The organism is Nocardia sp. NPDC127579 (genome assembly GCF_042672005.1).
Taxonomy (GTDB): domain Bacteria; phylum Actinomycetota; class Actinomycetes; order Mycobacteriales; family Mycobacteriaceae; genus Nocardia.
This window is the reverse complement of record NZ_JBHXVZ010000003.1, coordinates 374,304-395,485: the sequence shown is the minus strand read 5'-3', so window position 1 is coordinate 395,485 and position 21,182 is coordinate 374,304. Positions and strand designations below refer to the sequence as shown.

Genomic DNA, 21,182 nt, shown 5'->3' with positions numbered 1-21,182 from the left:
GCACAAGTGAGTGGCGGCGCGAGACGGCGCGCTGCCCCGAACTCAGTAGTCGTCGTGCGTGCGCGGCGGCGTCGAGCGGCCGAGGGTATTCGGCCGTGGTCCGGAGCAGCCGGGGGTTCGTTGCCCTGGGTCAGCGGGCTGCACGTGCGCTGAGAGCGGCTGCCACCAGTACTGTGACGCCCTCCGCGACAGCGGTCCCGCCCAACGCGTGCGCGGCCGACAGGGTGGTGGCTCCGGCCAGGCTCAGGAACACCGTGCCGAACGCCGCGATGCCGACCACCGTTCCGAGTTGGGTGGCGGTCACCAGGATTCCGCTGGCGTCGGCGGCGACCTCCATCGGCACCTTGGCCAGGGTTCGGGTCATCAACGGGCTGTAGGCCAAGCCGTTGCCGATGCCCATGAGTCCGAACAGCAGGCAACCGGCAAGCCCGAAATCGGCGCCGTCGCGCAACATCGCGCCCAGGGCGACCATCGCCCCTGCCGCCAGCACCAGGCCACCGGGAATCATCGCGGCATGCAACCGCGCGGGAATCCGAGTCCAATACAGACTCGCCGCGGCGAACGTCAGACCCATGGGGATGAACAACAGGCCGGCGTGCAGCGCGCTGTAGCCGAGTGTGCTCTGCAAGTGGATCGCCATCACGAACATCCAGCCGCCGAAGGTCGACATCACCACGAACAGGGTCGCCCCCGTCAGCAGCAAGCCGGGCGCGGCCAGCGCTCGGCGCGCGAACAACGGTTCGCCGCCGCGCGCGGCCACCCAGCGCTCGATGACCGCGAACCCGGCGAATCCGAACACGCTGGCGCCCAGCAGAATCCACGTCCACAGCGGCCAGTCCTGCTCGTGGCCCAGCACCAGGGGAAGCACCAGCAACAGCACCGACACGGTCAGCGCCACCAGACCCGGCACGTCGACGGCACGGTGCGCACGCCGCGCACCGACCGGCAGGACGCGCGGCGCGACGAGCAGCAGCACCACGCCGATCGGCACGTTGACGAGAAACACCCCGCGCCAGCCGCTGCCGAACAGGTCCAGGTTCACGATCAACCCGCCGAGCACCTGCCCGGCCACCACGCCGCCGGAGATGATCGCCGAGAACAGGCTCAGCGCCCGGGCTCGGGCATTCCCGGTGAAGGTGAGCTGGATCGTGGACATGACCTGCGGAATCATCGCGGCCGCGCCGACACCCTGAGCGAATCGGAACACGATGAGCGACGTCTCGTCCCAGGCGAGTCCGCAGACCAGCGAGGCGAGCGTGAACAACGCCAGCCCGGCGATGAACATGCGCCGCTGCGAATACCGGTCGCCGAGCCGGGCTCCGGTCACCAGGAGCACCGCGTAGGCGATCACGTACCCGGCGACGATCAATTGCAGGGCCGAACCAGTGGTGTCCAGGTCGGCGCGAATCGAGGGAATGGCGACATTGACGATGGCGGTGTCCAGGACGGCCATGAACTGGCCGGACAGGATGACCGCGAGGATGGCGGCCGAACGGCGTGCGCCCAGATCGGACGGCGGCGGCGGTGCCACCACCGCGGGCGGCAGAGTCTGTGTCATGTATTGCAGCATGCGTGAGGTTCCACACCGGTAACAGGAGCCCGGTAAAACTAGTACTGGCAGCACCTGGATAACGTCTCGCGAGTGGGTGAGGATCAGAGGGTGACGACGGTCGTGGATGCGCGTGCGCTGGGCAAGGCGCAGCGAAAGGAGCTGGGGGCCTTCCTGAAATCGCGGCGCGCGCGGATCACGCCGGAAGAGGTGGGGCTGCCGCCGGGGCCGCGGCGGCGCACCCCGGGCCTGCGCCGGGAGGAGGTGGCGCAGCTGTCCGCGGTCGGTGTCACCTGGTACACCTGGCTCGAGCAGGGGCGCGAAATCAATGTCAGCGTCCAGGTATTGGAGGCGGTGGCCCGCACGCTGGGCCTGGACGCCGCGGAACGCTCGCATGTCTACCGGCTGGCGGGTGTGCCGACCGTGCCCAATCCGCATCCGGAAACCGGGCTGCCCGAGGAACTCCAGGTGATTCTCGACCACCTGGCGCCGTTGCCCGCAGTGCTGGTCAGCGCCCGCTACGACGTGCTCACCCACAACGATCCCTACGAGTGGCTGTGCCCGATCCGCGCGATCGGCGAGGTCGCCAAGGAGGTCAATCTGGCCCGCCGGGTCTTCCTGACGCCCAAGTGCTGCAACGCCTATCACCACAGCTGGGACGATCTGCGGCGCATGGTGGCCTATCTGCGCGGCGCGTACGCCAAGAATCTCGACGATCCGGTCTGGCAGGAGTTCATCGACGACCTGCGCACCAACAGCGAGGATTTCGAGACCCTGTGGGCGCTCAACGATGTGGCGGTCCCGATCGGCCGCGTGAAGACCATCCGCAATCTGGCCGTCGGCGATATCGACACCTACGTCACCTCGATGTCGCTGCCCGCAGTGCCGGGCTCCTGGGTCCAGATCTATACCCCCACCGACGAATCCGCGTGGGCCAAACTGCACGCGCTGCTCGCCATGCCCGAGGAGGAACGCGGCGAGCCCTGGCGGGAACACCGCCGCCGCAACCATCCGGAGCTGCTGGCGGGCTGAGCTCACGGCTCGTCACCACCTCTTGACGCGCCACCGCTTCGAGGTGGAGAGTGCGCCAATGGATGTCACCGCCGATATCTCCCGGACGACCCTGCGCAAGGTCACGATCCGCCTGGTCCCATTTCTCGGGCTGCTCTATTTCGTCAACTACCTCGATCGGGTGAACATCGGTTTCGCGGGTCCGAGCGGTATGAAAGCCGACCTGGGGCTGACCGAGACCGCGTTCGGCCTGGCGTCGGGCATCTTCTTCATCGGCTATCTGCTGCTCGAGGTGCCGAGCAACCTGGCCCTGCACCGTTTCGGCGCGCGCCGGTGGATCGCCCGCATCCTGGTCAGCTGGGGTGTGGTGGCCACCGCCATGGCCTTCGTGCCGAACGAAACCGTCCTCTACATCCTGCGTTTCGCGCTCGGCGTCGCCGAGGCCGGTTTCTTCCCGGGCATCCTGCTCTATCTGACCTACTGGTTCCCGCAATCCCAGCGGGCCAAGATCGTCGCGCTGTTCATGGTCGCGGTCCCGCTGTCCACCGCGCTCGGCGCTACCGTGTCGAGCCTGATAATCCAGTACGGTGACGGCGTTTTCGGCCTCAGCGGCTGGCGCTTCATGTTCCTGGTCGAAGGTATCCCCGCGATTCTCCTCGCCTTCCTCACCTGGTTCTATCTCACCGACCGCCCCGACCGGGCACACTGGCTGACCACCGCGGAAAAGGACTGGCTCACAGCCGAATTGGCGGTCGAGGACGCCCGGCGCGGCGAGCACTGGACCGTCCGCAAGGCCCTGACCCACCCCAGAATCCTCGCGCTCGCCTTCATCTACGGCGGCATCGTCTACGGCCTCTACGCTCTGGGCTTCTTCCTGCCGACCATCATCAACGGTCTCCAGGAACAGTACGGCGTGAAGTACTCGATCGTCGAACGCGGCCTGGTCAACGCGGTGCCCTACGCCATCGGCGCCGTGGTCATGGTCTGGTGGAGCCGCCATGGTGACCGCACCGGCGAACGTCCCTGGCACGTCGCCGTGCCAGCCCTGCTCGGCGGTATCGCGATACCGATCGCGCTCTATCTCGGCAATCCGTTCGCCGCCATGATCGCGGTCACTGTCTGCGCGGTCGGCGTCCTCGCCGCCCTGCCCACCTTCTGGGCCCTGCCCAGCACCTTCCTCACCGGCGTCGCCGCGGCGGGCGGTATCGCCCTGATCAATTCGATCGGCAATATCAGCGGGTTCGCGGCCCCGTACATCACCGGCGGACTCAAGGACTGGACCGGCACCCAGCGAGCGGGCCTGTGGGTGGTCGGAGCGTGCATGGTGGCGGCGGCCCTCGGAGTGCTGCTGCTGTGGCGGCGAGTTCGTGCGGACGGGGCCGCGCTCAGCGTCGCTGAATCCGGTTCGGCGGCAGACTGATCGGGCCGGTACCGGTCAGGTAGGCCTCGAACGCGTCGAGGTCCATCAGGCCGACCGTGAGCTCGGTGCCCTTGGTGAACCCGGTGAATCCGTCACCGCCGGAGGCGAGGAAGTTGTTGGTGCTGATCCGGTATTTCGCCACCTCGTTCAGCGGCTGGTCGCCGATCCGGACGGTGCCGTCGACGACCTTGTGCCCGGTCGGTGCCGCGTCGTCGTAGGTGTAGGACAGGCCCGCCACCGACAGCACCAGCGGCCGGTCCGGCTTGCTCCACTGCTGTTCGAGCAGGTCCAGGATCTGACGCCCGGTCAGTGCGAGGGTGACCACCTGGTTCCCGAACGGCTGGGCTTCGTAGATGCCGCCGAACGTGATCGGTCCCGCGCCGATGTCGGCGCGCACCCCGCCCGGATTCATGAACGCCGCCACCGCCTGCGCGGGTCCGGCGGTGGTGGCGAGCATGGCGTCGGCGATCACGTTGCCCAGCGGTGATTCCGGGCTCGAAGTCGATTGCTTCGGTAGCGATTCGGTGGCGGTGCCGACGACCCGTCCGGCGCGCGGCGCGGCCTCGCGGGCATAGAAGTCGATCAGCGCCACGGTCGCCGGGTCGGGCGTCACCTCGCGGGTGACCACCCGATTCACCGCTCGCACCGCCACGTCGCCGCCGTCGAAGCGCAGCGTGACATCGGTGACGAGGCGGCCGTACGACGCCGCCTGTGTCACCACCTTGCCGTCGATCTCGCACACGTAGGGCTGGTGGCTGTGCGCGGTCATCAGCACCCGGACGGCCGGATCGGTGCGCCGGGCCAGCTCGGGCACGTTCGCGCTGATGTTCGCGCACCCGTTGTAGTCGGCCTTCGGATCGGCCTGCTTGCCGCCGTCGTGCACCAGCCCGACGACGACTTCCGCGCCCGCGGCACGCATGTCGGGTACCTGGCGGTTGATTGCCTCGGCCGGGTCGCCGAAGGTGTATCCGTGGATGCCCTCCGGAAAGACGATCTGCGCCGTTTCCGGCGTCACCGTGCCGACCACCCCGATCTTGTGCCCGCCCAGTTCGAGCATCGTCCAGGCCCGCAGCCCCGGCGGCAGTTGCCCGTTCGCGTCGGCGACGTTGGCCGCGAGATAGGGAAACGCGGCCCCGGTGAACGGGGCGCCCGGCGAGCACCCGTCGAGCGCGCACCCGCCCCGCTGCATGCGTGCGAGTTCCAGTACCCCGTCGTCGAATTCGTGATTGCCGACCGCGGAGGCGCTGGGCCGCACCGAGTTCAGGAAGTTCACCGTCGGCTCGTCGTGGAACAGCGACGAAACCAGGGGACTGGCCCCGATATTGTCTCCGGACAGCAGCACCGCGCTGTCCGGGTAGGCGGCCCGCAGCCGCGCCAGGTGCGTCGCGAGATAGGCCGCCCCGCCCGCGGCATGCCCGGCGATCTGCCCGTTGGACGCCTTGGGCGGTTCCAGATTCCCGTGGAAGTCGTTGAATCCGAACAGATGTACCTCACCGGGCTGTGCGTCGGGCAGATCGCCGGTGGAGATGAGGGGCGGCGTCTCGGTCGGCGGCGTCTCGTCGCTGCCGGAGGTGCATCCCGCGAGCAGAACCAGGCTGAGCAGTCCGGCGCACATGGCGGCGGCACGTGAGCTACGCATGCCTACAGACTTTGACACAGTTGATGAGCCGATGGGTGACGTCACGATGAATTCGAGTTCCGCCCGGGCTCAGTCCAGCTGGAACGGCGACAGCAGTCCGGTATAGGGCTTGGGCGGGGGCGATGCGGACTCGCCGCGCCCGGCGGGGCGCAGGTCCATGGTGAGCAGGGACTGGACGGCGAGGGTGGCAGCGGCGACGCCGTCGACGACCGGGACACCGAGTTCGGCGCCGATCGAGGCGCACAGATCGGCCATGCCCGCGCAGCCCAGGACGATCGCGTCCGAATCGTCGGCGGCGAGGGCGGCGCGGCAGGACTCGGTGACGATCTTGCGGACCCGCGGATCGTCGTCGAGGGCCAGGACCGGAAGGTCGCAGGCGTGAATGCCACGGCAGAACCGTTGCAGCCCATGCAGATGCACCAGATCGGCGGCGCGGCCGATGGTGCGGCTCAGTGTGGTGACGACGCTGAATCCGCGCCCGAGCTGGGTGGCCGTGCGCATCGCTGCCTCGGCGATCCCGACGACCGGGCCGCGCGCCAGCTCACGCGCCGCCTCCACGCCGGGATCGCCGAAACAGGCGATGACATAGCCGTCGACGCCCGCCTGTTCGCCCGCCGCGATCGCGGCGAGAATGCCCGGCACACTGAGGGCTTCGTCGTAGTGGCTCTCGATCGAGGCCGGGCCCATACTCGAGGTGACCGCGTCGAGCCGGGTGCCGGGCCCGGCGACGGCCGCGGCGCACCGCCCGATCGTCGCGGTCATCTCCGAAGTGGTGTTGGGGTTGACGACCCGGATCCACATCAGTCGAGAGCTCCGATCCTGGTGATCCGGGCGGTGAGGTAGTAGACGGCGAAGCCGACGCCGCAGCCGATGAACCAGCTGTACTGGGCGGCGGTGTACATGCCGGGAACGCCGCGGGCCAGCACCGGGATCACCGCGATGATCGCCCCGGCGACGGTAGCCGCGATCGCCACGGGGTTGTATCCCGCACGGTACCAATAGGTTCCGTGCTCGGACATGGTGAACAGCGCGTCCACCCGCACCCGCTGGCGTTTGATCAGGTAGTAGTCGGCGATCAGCACCCCGAACAGCGGCCCGATGAACGCGCCCAGCGTCTCCAGCGTGTAGTGGATGACATCCGGATTGTTGTACAGGTTCCAGGGGGTGATGAGCACCGAACCCGCCGCGGCGATCATGCCGCCGGCGCGCCAGCTGATCCGCTGCGGGCTGACATGGGAGAAATCGAAGGCGGGGGAGATGAAGTTGGCGACGATATTGATGCCGATGGTCGCGATCGTGAAGGTCAGCGCGCCCAGCACGATGGCGAAGGTCGAGTCGATCCGGGCCACGGTCGCGACCGGGTCGGTGATGAGCTCGCCGTATACCGGGACCGTCAGCGAGGCGGTGATCACCACGAGCAACGCGAACACCAGGAAGTTGACCGGCAGGCCGAGCAGATTGCCGCGCCGCACCACCGCGAAAGACCGTCCGTAGCGGGAGAAATCGCCGAAGTTGAGCATCGGGCCGGAGAAGTAGGACACCACCAGGGCGATGGCGCCCAGCATCACCGGAATCGACGACCAGCCGGTGTATTTCACCTCGCCGAGGCTCAGATCGATCGCAGCCCAGCCCGCCTGCGAGATCAGGTATCCGCACAGGAGGAACATCACCACGTAGACGGCGGGCCCGCAGAAGTCGATGAAGCGGCGGATCGACTCCATCCCGCGCCAGAACACGCAGGCCTGCACCACCCACAGCAGCAGATAGCTGCACCAGCCCAGCAGTGACAACCCCAGGAAGCCGTAGTCGTCGACGACCGCGTACGGCGCCAGCGCCGGAAACAGCTTGATCAGCACCACATCCAGCGCGGCCGAGGCGAGGAAGGTCTGAATTCCGTACCAGGCCACCGCGATCAGGCCGCGGATGATGGCGGGGATATTCGCCCCGAGCACACCGAAGGCGCTGCGGCACATGACCGGATACGGCACGCCGGTCACCTGACTGGGCTTGGCAACGAGGTTGCAGAAGAAGTACACCAGGATGATGCCGATGATCAGCGCGGCCAGCACCTGCCAGCTGGCCAGGCCGAGCGCGAACAGGCTGCCCGCCGTCACGTAACCGCCGACGCTGTGCACGTCCGACATCCAGAACGCGAAAATATTGTAGGAGCCCCAGGATTGGTCACGCAGAGGCGCCAGATCCGGATTGGTCAGCCGGGGATGGTAGTCCGCGGGTGGCGTGAGCATGTCGGTCATGGTGGGTCCGATCCGAGGTGGGGCGGGGATGGACCGACGGTAGGTAGCACCGATTGCCGATGCGTTGCGCGATCGTCTCCGGGCGATTGCGCGAAAGATATATCGATCGTGGGCGCGAGCAGTCCGGTATCGGTGGGCAGGGTCGCGATCACCGCTTCCAACCTGCGGTGATGCCGGTCGGCCAGCAGCAGGAGCCGGTCGATGTCGCGGGCGCGGAAAGCCGCGAGCATGAGGGCATGGTCGGTGTGCAGCAGCGCGCGATCCGCGCGGGCGACGTGCACCATGGATTGCACCGGTTCGGTGACGTTCCAGGCGGATTCGAGCAGGTGCAGCAGCCGGAACATACGCGAGGGCCGGGTCATGGCGAGATGGAATTCCCGGGAGCAGCGCTGGTAGGCGATCGGATCGTCGTCGCGGATGGCCTGTTCGAGCCGGGAGTCGACCTCGCACAGGGCCGTGCGGTCGGCATCGGTGGCGTTACGTACCGCGGCGGCCAGCGACGCTTTCTCCAGTGTCTGGCGCACGATGTACATTTCGCGTAGCTCCTCGGCGGTGAGCTGGGCGACGGTGTACCCGCTGTGCGGCCGATGGGTGACCAGCGCCTCGCCGATCAGAGTTTTGAGCGCCTCGCGCACCGGGATGTGGCTGACCCCGAACAGTTCGGCCACCTCGCGCAGTGGAATCACCGTGCCCGGCGGCACCGCGCCGTCCAGGATCACCCGGCGCAGTTCGCCCAGAATGATCTGCGGCCTGCCCGGTGAGTCCACGACCAGCCGGGCGAGCAGGGCGGAGCGTCTGCGGGGCGGCATGGCGGCCACGCTAATTCGCGCGTGTTGCGGCCGTGGTCCGGCGTGTGACGACCGCGAAAACCGTTATCGGGCGGTATCACCCCGCCGCAGGGCGGCGATGATCGCGAGGGTGGGCGCGCGGCCCGCCTCGGTGTGGTCGAGCATCGCGTACTCGGCGAGCCGTTCGTCCCCGGAGACGATGGCGTCGATCAGGTGCTGGTGTTCGTCGAGCTGGGCCGCGACCGCACGCCGGGTGGTGAGGACGAACAGCCAGGCCATCCGGGCGAGGATGGTGCGCATCAGCTGGGAGAGCAGACTGTTGCCCGCCAACTCGACGATCGCGCCGTGCAGCGTGGCGTTCGCCTCGGCGATGTGCACCGGATCGCGGGTGGCCAGGGCGGCATGGGAGGCGTGCAGCGCGGCGTGCAGCGGGCCGGTGTCCGCGCCGTTGCGGACCCGGGCCGCGGCCAGGCGCGCCGCCAGTGGTTCCAGGCCGATCCGGACGTCGAAGAGTTCCTCGACCGCGGTCTCGTCCCAGGAGCGGACCACGGCGCTGCGGCGCGGGCTGACGCTGACGATTCCGTCGGAGGCCAGCAGCGCCAGTGCTTCTCGGACCGGCAGCCGGGAAGCGCCGAGCTGTTCGGCGAGCCGGGCCTCGGGGAGTTTCTGGCCCTCGGCGTAGCCGCCGGTGATGATGCCGCGGCGCAGATCCTCATAGACCCGGCGGGTCTGGGAGGTGTCGTCGATCGCCGGTGCGGCGGTCCGGAGCTCTGGGTGCACCGGTTCAGTCTACGAAACCGGACAGCCTGAAACAGCATTCGGTAGACCGAATGTGTCCGTAGGCATTGAGTCGGCGACACTGACCGCGCGGGGCCCGATCTCGCTATCGAGGTCAATTCACCTGGTATCAAGGCTTTTCTACCGCGATGGACTGCCGCATCGTTTCATCAACTCGAAACATCGCGAACACGTTCGGGATACGAGCCGTGCCGATTCTGTATACCGAATGCAGTACAGGCAAGGAGAGCTCGAGTTTGGCCGTCTACCTACTGCGCCGCCTGATCCAGGCGGTGATCACCGTCTTCGTCGTCGTTTCACTGGCCTTCGCGCTGGGGCGGCTCACCGGCAGCCCGGCTGCCGCGCTGCTGCCCGACACCGCCAGCGCGGCCGACATCGCCGCGTTGAACACCGAGCTCGGATTCGACCGGCCGCCGCTGACCCAGTACCTGGACTATCTGCGCGGCATCCTCGCCGGCGATTTCGGCGACTCGTACCGGCAGCAGGGCACCTCCTCGATGACGATCGTGCTCGAGCGACTACCCGCCACCCTGCAACTCGGCGTCGTCGGCTTCCTGATCGGGGTGCTGCTGGCGTTCACCGCCGTGCTCGCGGTGCATCTGAGCGGATTCTGGTCGCTGCGCGGCCTGCTGCTCGGGCTGGGCGCCGCGCGACTGGCGGTGCCGGACTTCCTGTTCGGACTGCTGCTGGTGCTGGTGTTCTCGGTCTCGCTGGGCTGGCTGCCCTCCCTGGCCGGCCCGAACCCGCTCTCGATCGTCATGCCCGCCGTGACCATCGCCACCGCCCAGTTCGTCGTGTATTCGCGACTGCTCGACAATTCGCTGACCACCGAGAGCGGACAGGACTACGTCCGCACCGCCTATGCCCGCGGCGAGCGGCGCCGGATCGTGCTGCTGCGTGACGTGCTGCCCAACGCGCTGCTGCCGGTGCTCACCGTGTCCGGGATCAACCTCGGCACCCTGCTGGGCGGTCTGGTGATCGTCGAGGCGGTCTTCGCCTGGCCGGGGCTGGGGCAGCTCATGCTCACCTCGGTGTTCAGCCGAGACTTCCCGGTCGTGCAGTCCGGGCTGATCGTGATCGCCACCCTGTTCGTCGTCGTCAATCTCTGCGTCGACATCCTGTACGGCTTCCTCGATCCGAGAGCGAGAGTCCGATGATCCCAGCACCCCGAAATCTGCCCGCGCTCATCGGTTTCGCGATGATCCTCGCGGTTGCGCTGTTCGCCCTGCTCTATCCGTTGCTGCCCGGCTACGATCCCTACGCCCAGGAGCTGAGCCAGGCGTTCACGCGGCCGTTCAGCACCGGTCACTATCCCCTGGGCACCGACGCGCTGGGCCGCGACCTGGCCAGCCGTCTGGCGCTGGCGGGCCGGATCACGCTGCTGCTGGTGGTGGTGATCGTGGGCGTGAACGCGGTGATCGGCGTCGTGCTCGGCACGGTGTCCGGATACTTCCGCGGACCGCTGGACAGCGCGCTCATGGGCTACGCCGATGTGCAACTGGCGGTTCCGATGAGCCTGGTGATCATGGCGCTCTCGGCGGTGCGTGGCCCCAGTGTCGGATTGATGGCGACGATTCTGGGGGTGACGTTCTGGGTCGGCTACGCCCGGGTGGCGCGCTCGGTCGCCCTCGGATTGTCTGCCCGCGATTTCGTGATCGCCCCCCGGCTGCTCGGTGCTCGCGCGACCTGGGTGCTGCGCAAGCACGTGCTGCCGCATGCGCTGATCCCGGTCGCCATCCTGGCCGCGGCGGATCTGGGGACGGTGATCATCATGATCTCCTCCTTCGACTATCTCGGCCTGGGCGTCCAACCACCAACGCCCAGTTGGGGACTCATGATCACCGACGGGCAGAAGTACGTGCGGCAGGCGCCCTACCTGACCGTCGTCCCGGCCGTGGCACTGCTGCTGGTCATCACCGGCACGCTGCTGGTCAGCCAGCGGTTCACCACCCGGGGTCCCGGCTTGCGGCGCACCACCGCGCGCCCGCGCCGCCTCGAGCGCACGGCGGTGCCGGCATGAGCGCGACGCCACTGCTCGAGATATCCGAGCTGACCGTGGGATACCTGGACGAGAACGGTGCGCGGGTCGTACTGGTGGACGCGGTCGACCTGCGGCTGGCCGACGGAGAGGTGCTGTGCCTGGTCGGCGAGTCCGGTTCGGGGAAGTCGGTGACGATGCTCGCGGTCCTCGGCCTGCTCGCCCCGCCGCTGACCATCTTCTCCGGCAGCATCCGCTACCGCGGCCGCGAACTGGTCGGCGCCGACGACGAGACGCTGCGGCGATTGCGCGGCGCGGAACTGGGCATCGTCTTCCAGGACCCGATGACCTCGTTGAATCCGGTACGGCGCGTGGGGGTTCAGATCGGGCGCGCGCTGGCGATCCATCAGCGACTGGACGCTCGCGCCCGCCGACGGCGGGTCGTGGAATTGCTGGAGGGCGTCGGTATCGCGCAGGCCGCGCGGCGGGCGCGGGCCTACCCGCACGAATGGTCCGGCGGCATGCGGCAGCGCGCCATGATCGCCATGGCGATGGCCAACGACCCGGCCGTGCTGATCGCCGACGAACCCACCACGGCACTCGACGTGACGATCCAGGCCCAGCTGATGACGGTGCTCGCCGAGGCGCGGGCGCGCAGCGGCGCGGCCATGGTGCTGATCACCCACGATCTCGGGCTCGTCGCCCAGCACGCCGACCGGGTCGCGGTCATGTACGCCGGGCGGGTCGTGGAAACCGGCACGGTCTGGCAGATCTTCGATCATGCCGCGCACCCGTATACCCGTGGGCTGCAACGCAGTCTGCTCGGTCAGGCGGGCGACAGCGCACGGGCCTATGCCATCCCGGGCGCACCGCCGACACCGGCCGATCGGCCCGCGGGGTGCGCGTTCGCGCCCCGCTGCGAATTCGCCGAACGCAACGACGACTGCGTGTCGGTCGTGCCCGCCGCGCGGCCGTTCGGGGCCGATCGCACCCTCGCCTGCCCGCCCGCGCTGGACCGCGCGCTGATCGAACCGGAGATCCGATGAACCGCGTCGACGAGGTCATCCAGGTCGAGGACCTGGCCGTGAGCTTCCCGATCCGCCGGGGCCTGCGAACACGCCGGCGGATGCGCGCGCTCGACGGCGTCAGCTTCTCGGTGCGCCGTGGCGAAACCTTCGGCCTGGTGGGCGAATCCGGCGGCGGTAAGTCGACGCTGGTCCGCACCCTGTTCGGCATCAACACACCCGACGCCGGTTCGATCCGCATCCTCGGCCACGACCTGCGCACACTGCGCGGCCGCGAGCGAAGGGCCTTGCGCAACCGGGTGCAACTGGTCTTCCAGGATCCGTACTCCGCGCTCGACCCGCGCCTGACCGCGCACGACATCGTCGCCGAGCCGCTGCGGATCGCGGGCGGCTACACCCGGGAGCGGGTGGTCGAACTACTCGGGCAGGTCGGCCTGGGCGTGGACGCGCTGACCCGGCGCCCGCCCGCCTTCTCCGGCGGGCAGCGCCAGCGGCTGGGGATCGCGCGGGCGCTCGCGCTGGAACCGGAGGTGCTGGTGCTCGACGAGCCGGTGTCCGCGCTGGACGCGTCGGTGCAGGCACAGGTGATCAACCTGCTCCAGGATCTCCAGCAGCGGCTCGGACTGTCCTATCTGTTCATCGCGCACGACCTTTCGGTGGTACGCCACCTCGCCGACCGGGTCGCCGTCATGTACCTGGGCAGGCTGGTGGAGGTCGGGCCGACCGAGCAGGTATTCACCAGCCCGCGCCACCCCTACACCCGGGCGCTGATCGCCGCCGCCCCGCCGCCGGATCCGCACCGGCGCGGTCACGCCGCACCGGAACTGGTGCGGGGCGAGCTCCCCGACGCCGCGAACCCGCCCAGCGGGTGCGCGTTTCGCACTCGCTGCCCGATCGTGACCGAGCTGTGCGCCCGGAGCGAACCGGCGCCGAGCCCGATCGGATCGGACGGCCACACCGTGGCCTGCCATTTTCCGGCACCCCACTGATTCACCGCTCCACCGGAATAGAGGAAACACTGTGCGATTCACCATGCCCGCCGCGCTGGCCGTTCTCACCGCCGCGGCGCTGCTGACGGGCTGTGCGCCCGCGGGCAGTTCCAGTACATCGGCGAAGGAGATCGTCGTCGGCGCGGTCACCGAGCCGGAGAAGCTCCCGGATCCGATCATCGACGGGTCCCTGGCCGGGTACAACTACTACTTCGCCGCGTTCGATCAGCTCGCCCGGTTCGACGAGGCGGGAAAGATCAACCCGCTGCTGGCCACCGCGTGGGAACACAACGAGGACTTCACCCGCTGGACCTTCACCATCCGGGAGGGGGTGAAGTTCCACAACGGCGAACCGGTCCGGGCCGCGGACGTCGCGTTCACCTACAACACGATCAAAGCCAATCCCACCGGCGACCCGGCCTCCTACATGGAGATGTTCGAATCGGCCGCCGTGGGGCCGCGCAACACCGTCGTCTTCACCTTGAACGCCGCGTATTCGGCGTGGCCCACCATTGTCACCGGCGTCTCGATCGTGCCCGAATCGGTGTACACCCGGCTCGGCTCGGCGGGATTCGCCGCCGCGCCGGTCGGATCGGGGCCGTTCCGGTTCGATCACTACACCCGCGGCATCGAGTATGTGCTGACCCGTAATCCGGACTACTGGGGGACACCCGCGCAGCTCGAGAAGGTGACCTTCAAGACGGTGGCCGACGCCGACGCCCGCCTCAACGGCGTGCAGTCCGGCAGCTTGGATGTCGCCTTGATCGCGCCGAATCAAGTTGCGGCGGTGACGGATTCCGCGAGCGTCAAGGTGCGGTCCATGAACTCCAACGGGGTCACCTTCCTGGGGATGAACTCCACGGCCGGACCCCTCGCGAACGAGCGGGTGCGCGCGGCAATCGGACTGGCCATCGATCGCGCGGCCATCGTCGAGACGGTACTGGCCGGGCGGGCGACGGTCGACAATCAGCTGATCGCGGCGAACGTGGGCGGGTTCGACCCGAATTATCCGGCGGCACAGCATGATCCAACCAAGGCCGCGCAGCTGATCGCCGAATCCGGCTATGCCGGACAGCCGATTCCCTTCCAGTACGCCACCAACGGCCGGATCCCGTTGAGTTCGGAGATCGCCCAGGCCATTCAGGGCGACCTCGCCGAGGTCGGGCTGAATGTGACCCTCCAGGGCACCGACCAGGCCAGCCTGTCGCAGATCATCTACGGCAAGAAGGCGGTGGCCGGTCTGTACCTGAACACCTACGCGCCCTCCACCATGGACGGCGACGCGCCGATCTCCTCCATGTTCGGCGGCCAGCAGAACGACTACGCCATGCTGCCCGAGACCAAGGCACTGGTCGCCGCGACGCGCACGGTCAGCGGACCGGCCCGCGTCGCGGCCTACAGCGCGCTGTTCCGGCTCAACGACGCCCGCGCGCTGCTCATCGGCCTGTACACCCCCGACACCAGCTACGCGGTGGATCCGGCGCTGGCCTGGACGCCGCGCGCCGACGGCATGATCACCGTGCACACCGCGAGCTTCGGAAAGGACTGAACATCGATGAACGACCTGCTGATCACCCAGGTGCGACCGTGGGGCGCGGACCCCGTCGACATCGTCGTGCGGGCCGGGGTGGTAGCCGAGATCGGCACGGCCGCACCGGATTCCGGTGCGGTGCTGGCGGGCGGCGGGCGGCTGATCGTGCCCGCGCTCTCGGATGCGCACCTGCACCTGGACTCCAGCTGCCTGGGCCTGCCGGTCCGCGCCTACACCGGTGCGCCCGGACGCTGGGGGCGGATCATGAACGACCGGCAGCACTGGCGCGGTGCGGAACGGTCGGTCGCCGAGCGGGCGAGCTTCACGCTGGCGGTCGCGATCGCCAACGGGGCCACCCGGATTCGCACGCATGCCCAGGTGGACGTCGACTCCGGACTGGCGAAGCTCGAGGGCGTCGTCGCGGCCCGGGAACGCCACGCCGACCTGGCCGACGTCGAGATCGTCGCGTTCCCCCAGGTCGGCATCCTGCGCGAACCCGGCTGCGCCGACCTGCTGGACGCCGCCCTGGGTGCGGGCGCCGACCTGATCGGAGGCATCGACCCGTGCGAGATCGATCGCGACCCGGTCGGCCACCTCGACGTCGTCTTCGGCCTCGCCGAACGACATCGGGTCGGCGTGGACATCCACCTGCACGAAGCCGGCGAGCTCGGCCTGTTCACGCTGTCGCTGATCCTGGACCGGGTCGAGGCGCTGGACATGCGGGGCCGGGTGACGGTCTCGCACGCGCGCTGCCTGTGCGGGGACCTGCCGGGTGTGTCGGCGGCGATCGACCGGCTCGCCGCGGCCGAGGTGGCGATCACGCACGCGGCGGGACCGCGCGGCTGGGACCTGCCGCTGCTCGACCTCGCCGCGGCCGGAGTGCGCGTCGGTGTCGGCATGGACGGCCAGCGTGACTTCTGGTCACCCTACGGCAACGGCGACATGCTGGACCGCGCTTGGCAATTGGCGTTCACCAACGGATTCTCCAGCGACCACGAGATCGAGCACGCCCTCGCGATCGCGACCTGGGGTGGTGCGAGCATCGTGGACCGCGCCCTGCGGCCGCTCGATCGGCTCGGCCTGCGGCCGGGGTTCGCGCCGGGCGACCCGGCCGAATTCCTGCTGCTCGACAGCCCGAGCACGACCGCCGCCGTGATGGATCGGCCGGTGGCGCGCACCGTCGTGCATCGGGGCGCGGTGATCTCCGTGGACACCGCGCTCGACGGTTTCGAGCTGCCCGATCGCTGGCGGAGCGCGAATGTCTAGGCGAGCCATCCGGGCCGACCATGTGCTCGGGCACTCCGACGGCGAGCACGTTCTGATCGCGGACGGCGAGGTCGTGGTCGAGGGCCGCCGGATCGTATCCGTCGGACCACGGGGGAGCGGTCCCGAGACCGAGGACGCGATCGAGCTCGGCCCGGCACTGCTTCTGCCCGGCCTGATCGACCTGGACGCGCTCACCGATATCGACCACACCCTGCTCGACTCCTGGCAGTCGCCCGAACTCGGCCTCGGCCTGCAGTGGTCGCGCGACTACGCCGAACACCGGCGGCGCGCCGTCTTCGACGCCGAGGAGCGGGCCTTCATCCGGGAATACGGTTTCGTCCAGCTCCTGCTGCACGGCGTGACGACCGCGATGCCGATCGCCTCGGAGGTGCACAGCGACTGGGCCGAGACCCACGCCGACGCCGTCGCGATGGCCGAGCGGGCCGAAAAGCTGGGTCTGCGCGTGTATCTCGGACCGAGCTACCGGTCAGGGGTCAATGTGGTGGATGCGGACGGGTCCCGATCCCTCTACTGGAACGAGGAACTCGGGGTCGCGGGCTGCGCGGGCGCGGCGCGATTCCTGGACTGGGCCGCCGCCCGCGAGTCCGACCTCGTGCACGGCGCGTTGCTGCCGTGCCGGATCGAGACGCTGAGCGAGGACCTCCTGTGCCGCACCGCGGAATTGGCGGCGGCCTCCGGTGTCCCGGTCCGACTGCACGCACTGCAAGGATTGCTCGAACGCGATCTCGTGCGGGCGCAGTTCGGCGCGACACCGCTCGAGGTGCTGGCGCGCACCGGGTTGCTCGGCCCGAAACTGCTACTGCCGCACGGGATCTATGTCGACTCGCATCCGCGCGTCGACGCCCGGACCGATGCCGATATCGCCCGGCTGGCCGAATCGGGCGTGACCGTCGTGCACTGCCCGCTGACCTCGGCCCGGCACGGGGCCGCGCTGCACGGTTTCGAACGCTACCGCGCGGCCGGAGTCGGTCTGGCGCTGGGCACCGATTCCTTTCCCCCGGACCTGGTGCGCGGCATCGACATCGGCGTGACCATCGCGAAAGTCCTCGACCATCGCCTCGACGCGGCGACCTACGGCGGTTACCTCACCGCCGCCACCCTCGGCGGGGCGGATGCGCTGGGCCGGCCGGATCTGGGCCGGCTCGCACCCGGCGCGACCGCCGACCTGGTCGCGTTCCGGCTCGGTGACCCGCTCGACGGCGTCATCGCCGATCCCGTGCGCACCCTCTGCATGAACAGCACGGCCCGGGCCACGATCTTCTCGATGATCGCCGGGCGAATCGTGGTGCGCGACGGCGCGATCGCGGGCATCGATCTGTCCGCCATGACCCGGCGCGCGCAAACGCTGTTCGAGCGCATGCGCGCGGCCTATCCGGAGCGGGACTATCGCGGCCGCACCATCGACCAGCTGTTCCCGCCCTCGTTCCGGACATGGGCGTGATCGCGATCCGACGCGCGGGCGGGGAGGGGGTGCGGGCCGCCGGGCGGCGACCGGCTATCTTGGGTCGTCTCGTCGCTCGGAGTGAACCGCCGAACCGGCAGCCGCCGGTGCGCTGATCCCTGGCGTATTCGACTCCGTACAAGCTCTGCCGCTCTACGTACAACCTTGTCACCAAGGCGTGTCGGTGGATGCCACCGCACCAGGGCACGGATCGGAGAGTTCAGGTGTCGGTATCGGTATCGCCGCCCACGTCGCGGCAGCTCGACGACGCGTGCGCGGCGCCGCCGCGACCGGAGCCGAATCCGGGTCTCGCGCCGCGCCGTTCGGTGCCGTGGGCGCGAACGGCCGTGGCGGCCGCCGGGATCACGCTGACCGCGACCGGTTTCGCGGTCGCGGCCTGGCAGCGCCGCTGGATCTCCGACGACGGCCTGATCGTGCTGCGCACCGTGCGAAATCTACTGGCGGGCAACGGTCCGGTGTTCAATGCCGACGAGCGGGTCGAAGCCAATACCAGCGCGGCCTGGACCTATCTGATCTGGCTGTTCGGCTGGCTGACGCAGGCCCGGCTCGAATACGTGGTGCTCGGACTGGCATTGAGCCTGTCGGTGGCCGCGATCGTGGTCGCCATGCTGGGCGCGGCCCGGCTGTGGGGCGGGTCGGCGCCGCTGCTTCCGGCGGGCGCGCTCGTCTACGTGGCGCTGCCGCCCGCGGCCGACTACGCCACCTCGGGCCTGGAATCCGGATTGGTGCTGGCCTGGCTGGCGGTGCTGTGGTGTTTGCTGCTGCGCTGGTCGCAGGGGGCGGGCGGGGTGATCGGCCCGGTGTTCTGGGCGGGGCTGGCACCGCTGGTGCGCCCCGAGCTCACGCTGGTCGCCGGACTCGCGCTGCTGGTGCTGTTCTGTGCGCCGGTGCCACGAAACAGGTTGCGGCCATGGGGTTTCCGGCTGATGCTGCTGGCGGTCGCCGGTGTCGTTCCGGTGGCATATCAGATCTGGCGGATGGGGTACTACGGGCTGCCGTATCCGCACACCGCGGTCGCCAAGGACGCGGGCGGTGCGAAATGGTCGCAGGGGTGGGTCTACCTGTGGGATCTGGTCGGCCCGTACTGGCTGTGGTTGCCGCTGCTCGCGGTGCTCGGCGCGACTGTCGCCGTGCTCCGCGGCACGACGCTCGGTGACCGGCGGCTGCGATCGCCCGTCACCGTGGTGGCCGTCATGGTCGCCGGGGGGATCGCGCTCACCGTGTACGAACTGCGTGTCGGCGGCGACTTCATGCACGGCCGAATGCTGCTGCCGCAGCTGTTCTGCCTGCTGCTGCCGGTCATGATGCTGCCGGTCCCCGCGGGCGGATTCCGCCGTCCCGCCACCCTTGTCGTGCTCGGATCGCTGGTCGGCACCGCCGGGTGGGCGATCACGGCCGCGCACACCACGGCCGTCACCGACGGCTCCGAGATCCGCGCGAACGGCATCGTCGACGAACGCGTCTTCTACGTGCTCGGCACCGGCCACGACAATCCGATCCGCGCCGAGGACTATCTCGACTATCCGCGTATGCGGTCGATGGTCCACGATATCGCCGACAAACCCGCCGGTGGCCTGCTCGTCGCGCTGCCGGATCAGACCCACTGGTATGTGGTGCCGCCGCCGGAACCGATCCCCGAGGGCGGTGCCGGGCACACCGTGTTCTTCCTGAATCTCGGTATGACGAGCATGAACGTGCCGCTGTCGGTCCGCGTCATCGACCCGGTCGGGCTGGCCTATCCCTTGGCGGCGCACACCGACCGGCTCACCGACGGGCGGATCGGCCACGACAAGAGCCTGGACGAGAGCTGGGCGGTGGTCGACTCGGGTGTGGTCGATCTGCGCCCGTGGCTGCCCGCGCACATCGATCCGGTCTGGGTGCGCCGCGCCCGCCTCGCCATGACCTGCCCGACCACGATGGATCTGCTGGCGTCCGCGCGCGCACCGCTGACCCCGACCCGGTTCCGGAGCAATATCGTGCAATCGCTGACCTTCGCGGGCACCGAGATCGATCGCGTCCCCGCCTACGAGCTCGTGCGCTGCGGGCGATGACGCTCATCGAAGCCAGACCCGCGGCCGAATCCGGGCTCCGCCGGGAGATTTCGAACGCGGTGCTGGCGGTCGCGGTGGTCGCCGCGCTCGCGGTGGTGAGCTGGCACGTCTACGCGATCCCGATCAAGGCGCCGTATTACGGGCTGTTCCACAACGACGTCGACCAGTACGTGTACACCGCCGGTGGCGAAGCCGTCCGGTACGGGGTCAGCCTGTACGACACCCCGGTCTTCTTCGAGATGGAGTTCACCTACACGCCGTTCGCAGCGCTGCTGTTCGTCGCATTCACGCTGACGGTTCCGGTGGTGGCCAAGACCGTGTGGTGGGTGGCGATCCTGCTCGCGCTCACCGCGCTGGTCGCAGTGAGCCTGCGCAGCCTGCGGTATCCGAACACGATGCGCACCTGGGTGTTCGCGTTCGCGCTCGCGGTGGCGTGCACCGCGTTGGAACCGGTGCGATCCACCCTCTGGCTCGGGCAGATCAATATCTTCCTGGTATTGCTGGTGGTGTGGGATCTGACCCGGCGGCGCGGCGCGGCGCTCCACGGGGCGGGCGTGGGACTGGCGACCGGTATCAAACTCACCCCGGCGTTCTTCCTGGTCTACCTGGCGTGCACCCGGCAGTGGCGGGCCCTGGGCATCGCGTCGGCCGCCTTCGCGGCCACCGTCGGGATCGGTTTCCTGATCCGGCCGACCGACTCCACCACCTACTGGAGCAGACAGTTCGACGCCGCCGGCCGGGTCGGCCCGGTCGACTCGCCCGCCAACCAGTCCGTCAACGGGCTGCTGGCTCAGCTGCTACGACACTACGACGTGGAACGCTATGCCGTGCAAGGGAACTCGGACACGATCGTGTACGTCCCGCCCACCTGGATGTGGCTGGGCGTCGCCGTCCCGTTCGTCGTGCTCGGCCTCGCGGCCGCTGTCCGCGCCTACCGCGCGGATCGGATCCTGCTCTCCATCACCCTGGCCGGGATGACCTCGGCGTGCGCGTCCCCGTTTTCCTGGGGCCATCACTGGGTGTGGTTCGTCCCGCTGTTCGTCCTCGCCCTGCACCACGCCCGCACCACCCGCCACTGGTGGCTACCCCTGACCGTCGCCCTCATCGCCTTCTGCTGGTGGTGGAACTATCCGGACCGCCCCCCGATCCGCGACGCTCCCCATCCCATCGGTCTCGGCCTGTTCATGCTCCCGCGCGACGACCTACCCGCCTGGTGGTCCCCGCTCGCCGTCCCGCTCTACGCCGGTTGCTATCTCCTGCTGTTCGCCGCGACCGCGGTGTACGTCCTGACCCGCCCGCGGAGCCCCGCTGACGCGGACTACGCCACCGGACCCGGCGGCCACCGCCGCGGTGACACAGTGCCCGGCTTGCCCGCGACATCGTCGCCCCAGTAGAACAG

The 21,182-nt window shown here is 69.1% G+C and carries 15 protein-coding genes and 1 pseudogene; 10 read left to right on the top strand and 6 right to left on the bottom strand.

Translation table 11 applies throughout. The annotated features are described in order from the left end of the window. Positions 1–130: 130 nt before the first annotated feature. Positions 131–1,558: an MFS transporter gene (locus ACFVMC_RS14205; protein WP_379210221.1), complete on the bottom strand. Its 1,428-nt coding sequence runs from the start codon at positions 1,556–1,558 to the stop codon at positions 131–133. Positions 1,559–1,660: 102 nt separating this feature from the next. Here ACFVMC_RS14205 and ACFVMC_RS14200 point away from each other — a divergent pair, with 102 nt between their 5' ends. Further along, positions 1,661–2,581 (top strand): helix-turn-helix transcriptional regulator, encoded by a 921-nt coding sequence (locus ACFVMC_RS14200; protein ID WP_379210219.1) that lies wholly within the window; start codon positions 1,661–1,663, stop codon positions 2,579–2,581. A 58-nt stretch (positions 2,582–2,639) separates the two neighbouring features. Further along, positions 2,640–3,980 (top strand): MFS transporter, encoded by a 1,341-nt coding sequence (locus ACFVMC_RS14195; protein WP_379210217.1) that lies wholly within the window; start codon positions 2,640–2,642, stop codon positions 3,978–3,980. Here ACFVMC_RS14195 and ACFVMC_RS14190 read toward each other — a convergent pair. From ACFVMC_RS14190 to ACFVMC_RS14170, 5 genes are all read right to left on the bottom strand, one after another. Beyond that, on the bottom strand, positions 3,946–5,619 hold the full coding sequence (locus tag ACFVMC_RS14190; RefSeq protein WP_379210215.1) for a bifunctional metallophosphatase/5'-nucleotidase: 1,674 nt from the start codon (positions 5,617–5,619) through the stop codon (positions 3,946–3,948). The two genes, ACFVMC_RS14195 and ACFVMC_RS14190, sit on opposite strands and share 35 nt — an antisense overlap. 69 nt (positions 5,620–5,688) lie before the next feature. Continuing rightward, on the bottom strand, positions 5,689–6,420 hold the full coding sequence (locus ACFVMC_RS14185) for an aspartate/glutamate racemase family protein (protein WP_379210213.1): 732 nt from the start codon (positions 6,418–6,420) through the stop codon (positions 5,689–5,691). Next, positions 6,420–7,874 (bottom strand): NCS1 family nucleobase:cation symporter-1, encoded by a 1,455-nt coding sequence (locus ACFVMC_RS14180; RefSeq protein WP_379210211.1) that lies wholly within the window; start codon positions 7,872–7,874, stop codon positions 6,420–6,422. The genes ACFVMC_RS14185 and ACFVMC_RS14180 overlap by 1 nt, the downstream gene beginning before the upstream one ends. Continuing rightward, a complete protein-coding gene (locus ACFVMC_RS14175) occupies positions 7,871–8,683 on the bottom strand; it encodes a GntR family transcriptional regulator (RefSeq protein WP_379210210.1) in 813 nt (270 codons plus the stop codon). The genes ACFVMC_RS14180 and ACFVMC_RS14175 overlap by 4 nt, the downstream gene beginning before the upstream one ends. Positions 8,684–8,746: 63 nt before the next feature. Continuing rightward, entirely contained in the window at positions 8,747–9,442 is a 696-nt protein-coding gene (locus ACFVMC_RS14170) for a GntR family transcriptional regulator (protein WP_379210208.1), read from the bottom strand. A 254-nt stretch (positions 9,443–9,696) separates the two neighbouring features. Between ACFVMC_RS14170 and ACFVMC_RS14165 the strand changes: the two genes are divergently transcribed. The 8 genes and pseudogenes from ACFVMC_RS14165 (at position 9,697) to ACFVMC_RS14130 (ending at position 21,177) form a co-directional block, all read left to right on the top strand. Then, complete coding sequence (locus ACFVMC_RS14165) at positions 9,697–10,617, top strand: ABC transporter permease (RefSeq protein ID WP_379210206.1); 921 nt, start codon at positions 9,697–9,699, stop codon at positions 10,615–10,617. Beyond that, entirely contained in the window at positions 10,614–11,480 is an 867-nt protein-coding gene (locus tag ACFVMC_RS14160; protein ID WP_379210204.1) for an ABC transporter permease, read from the top strand. The genes ACFVMC_RS14165 and ACFVMC_RS14160 overlap by 4 nt, the downstream gene beginning before the upstream one ends. Beyond that, positions 11,477–13,452 (top strand): annotated as a pseudogene (locus ACFVMC_RS14155) (dipeptide ABC transporter ATP-binding protein). Before ACFVMC_RS14160 ends, ACFVMC_RS14155 begins: the two are co-directional and overlap by 4 nt. 31 nt (positions 13,453–13,483) lie before the next feature. Continuing rightward, complete coding sequence (locus ACFVMC_RS14150; RefSeq protein WP_379210202.1) at positions 13,484–15,001, top strand: ABC transporter substrate-binding protein; 1,518 nt, start codon at positions 13,484–13,486, stop codon at positions 14,999–15,001. A gap of 6 nt (positions 15,002–15,007) precedes the next feature. Then, the gene (locus ACFVMC_RS14145) at positions 15,008–16,249 is read left to right on the top strand and encodes an amidohydrolase family protein (RefSeq protein WP_379210200.1); all 1,242 of its coding nucleotides are present in this window, start codon (positions 15,008–15,010) and stop codon (positions 16,247–16,249) included. Further along, complete coding sequence (locus ACFVMC_RS14140; protein ID WP_379210198.1) at positions 16,242–17,711, top strand: chlorohydrolase family protein; 1,470 nt, start codon at positions 16,242–16,244, stop codon at positions 17,709–17,711. Before ACFVMC_RS14145 ends, ACFVMC_RS14140 begins: the two co-directional genes overlap by 8 nt. Positions 17,712–18,037: 326 nt before the next feature. Further along, entirely contained in the window at positions 18,038–19,783 is a 1,746-nt protein-coding gene (gene zomB, locus ACFVMC_RS14135) for a flagellar motor control protein ZomB (RefSeq protein WP_379210580.1), read from the top strand. After that, complete coding sequence (locus ACFVMC_RS14130) at positions 19,780–21,177, top strand: glycosyltransferase 87 family protein (protein WP_379210196.1); 1,398 nt, start codon at positions 19,780–19,782, stop codon at positions 21,175–21,177. Before zomB ends, ACFVMC_RS14130 begins: the two co-directional genes overlap by 4 nt. Positions 21,178–21,182: the final 5 nt, after the last annotated feature.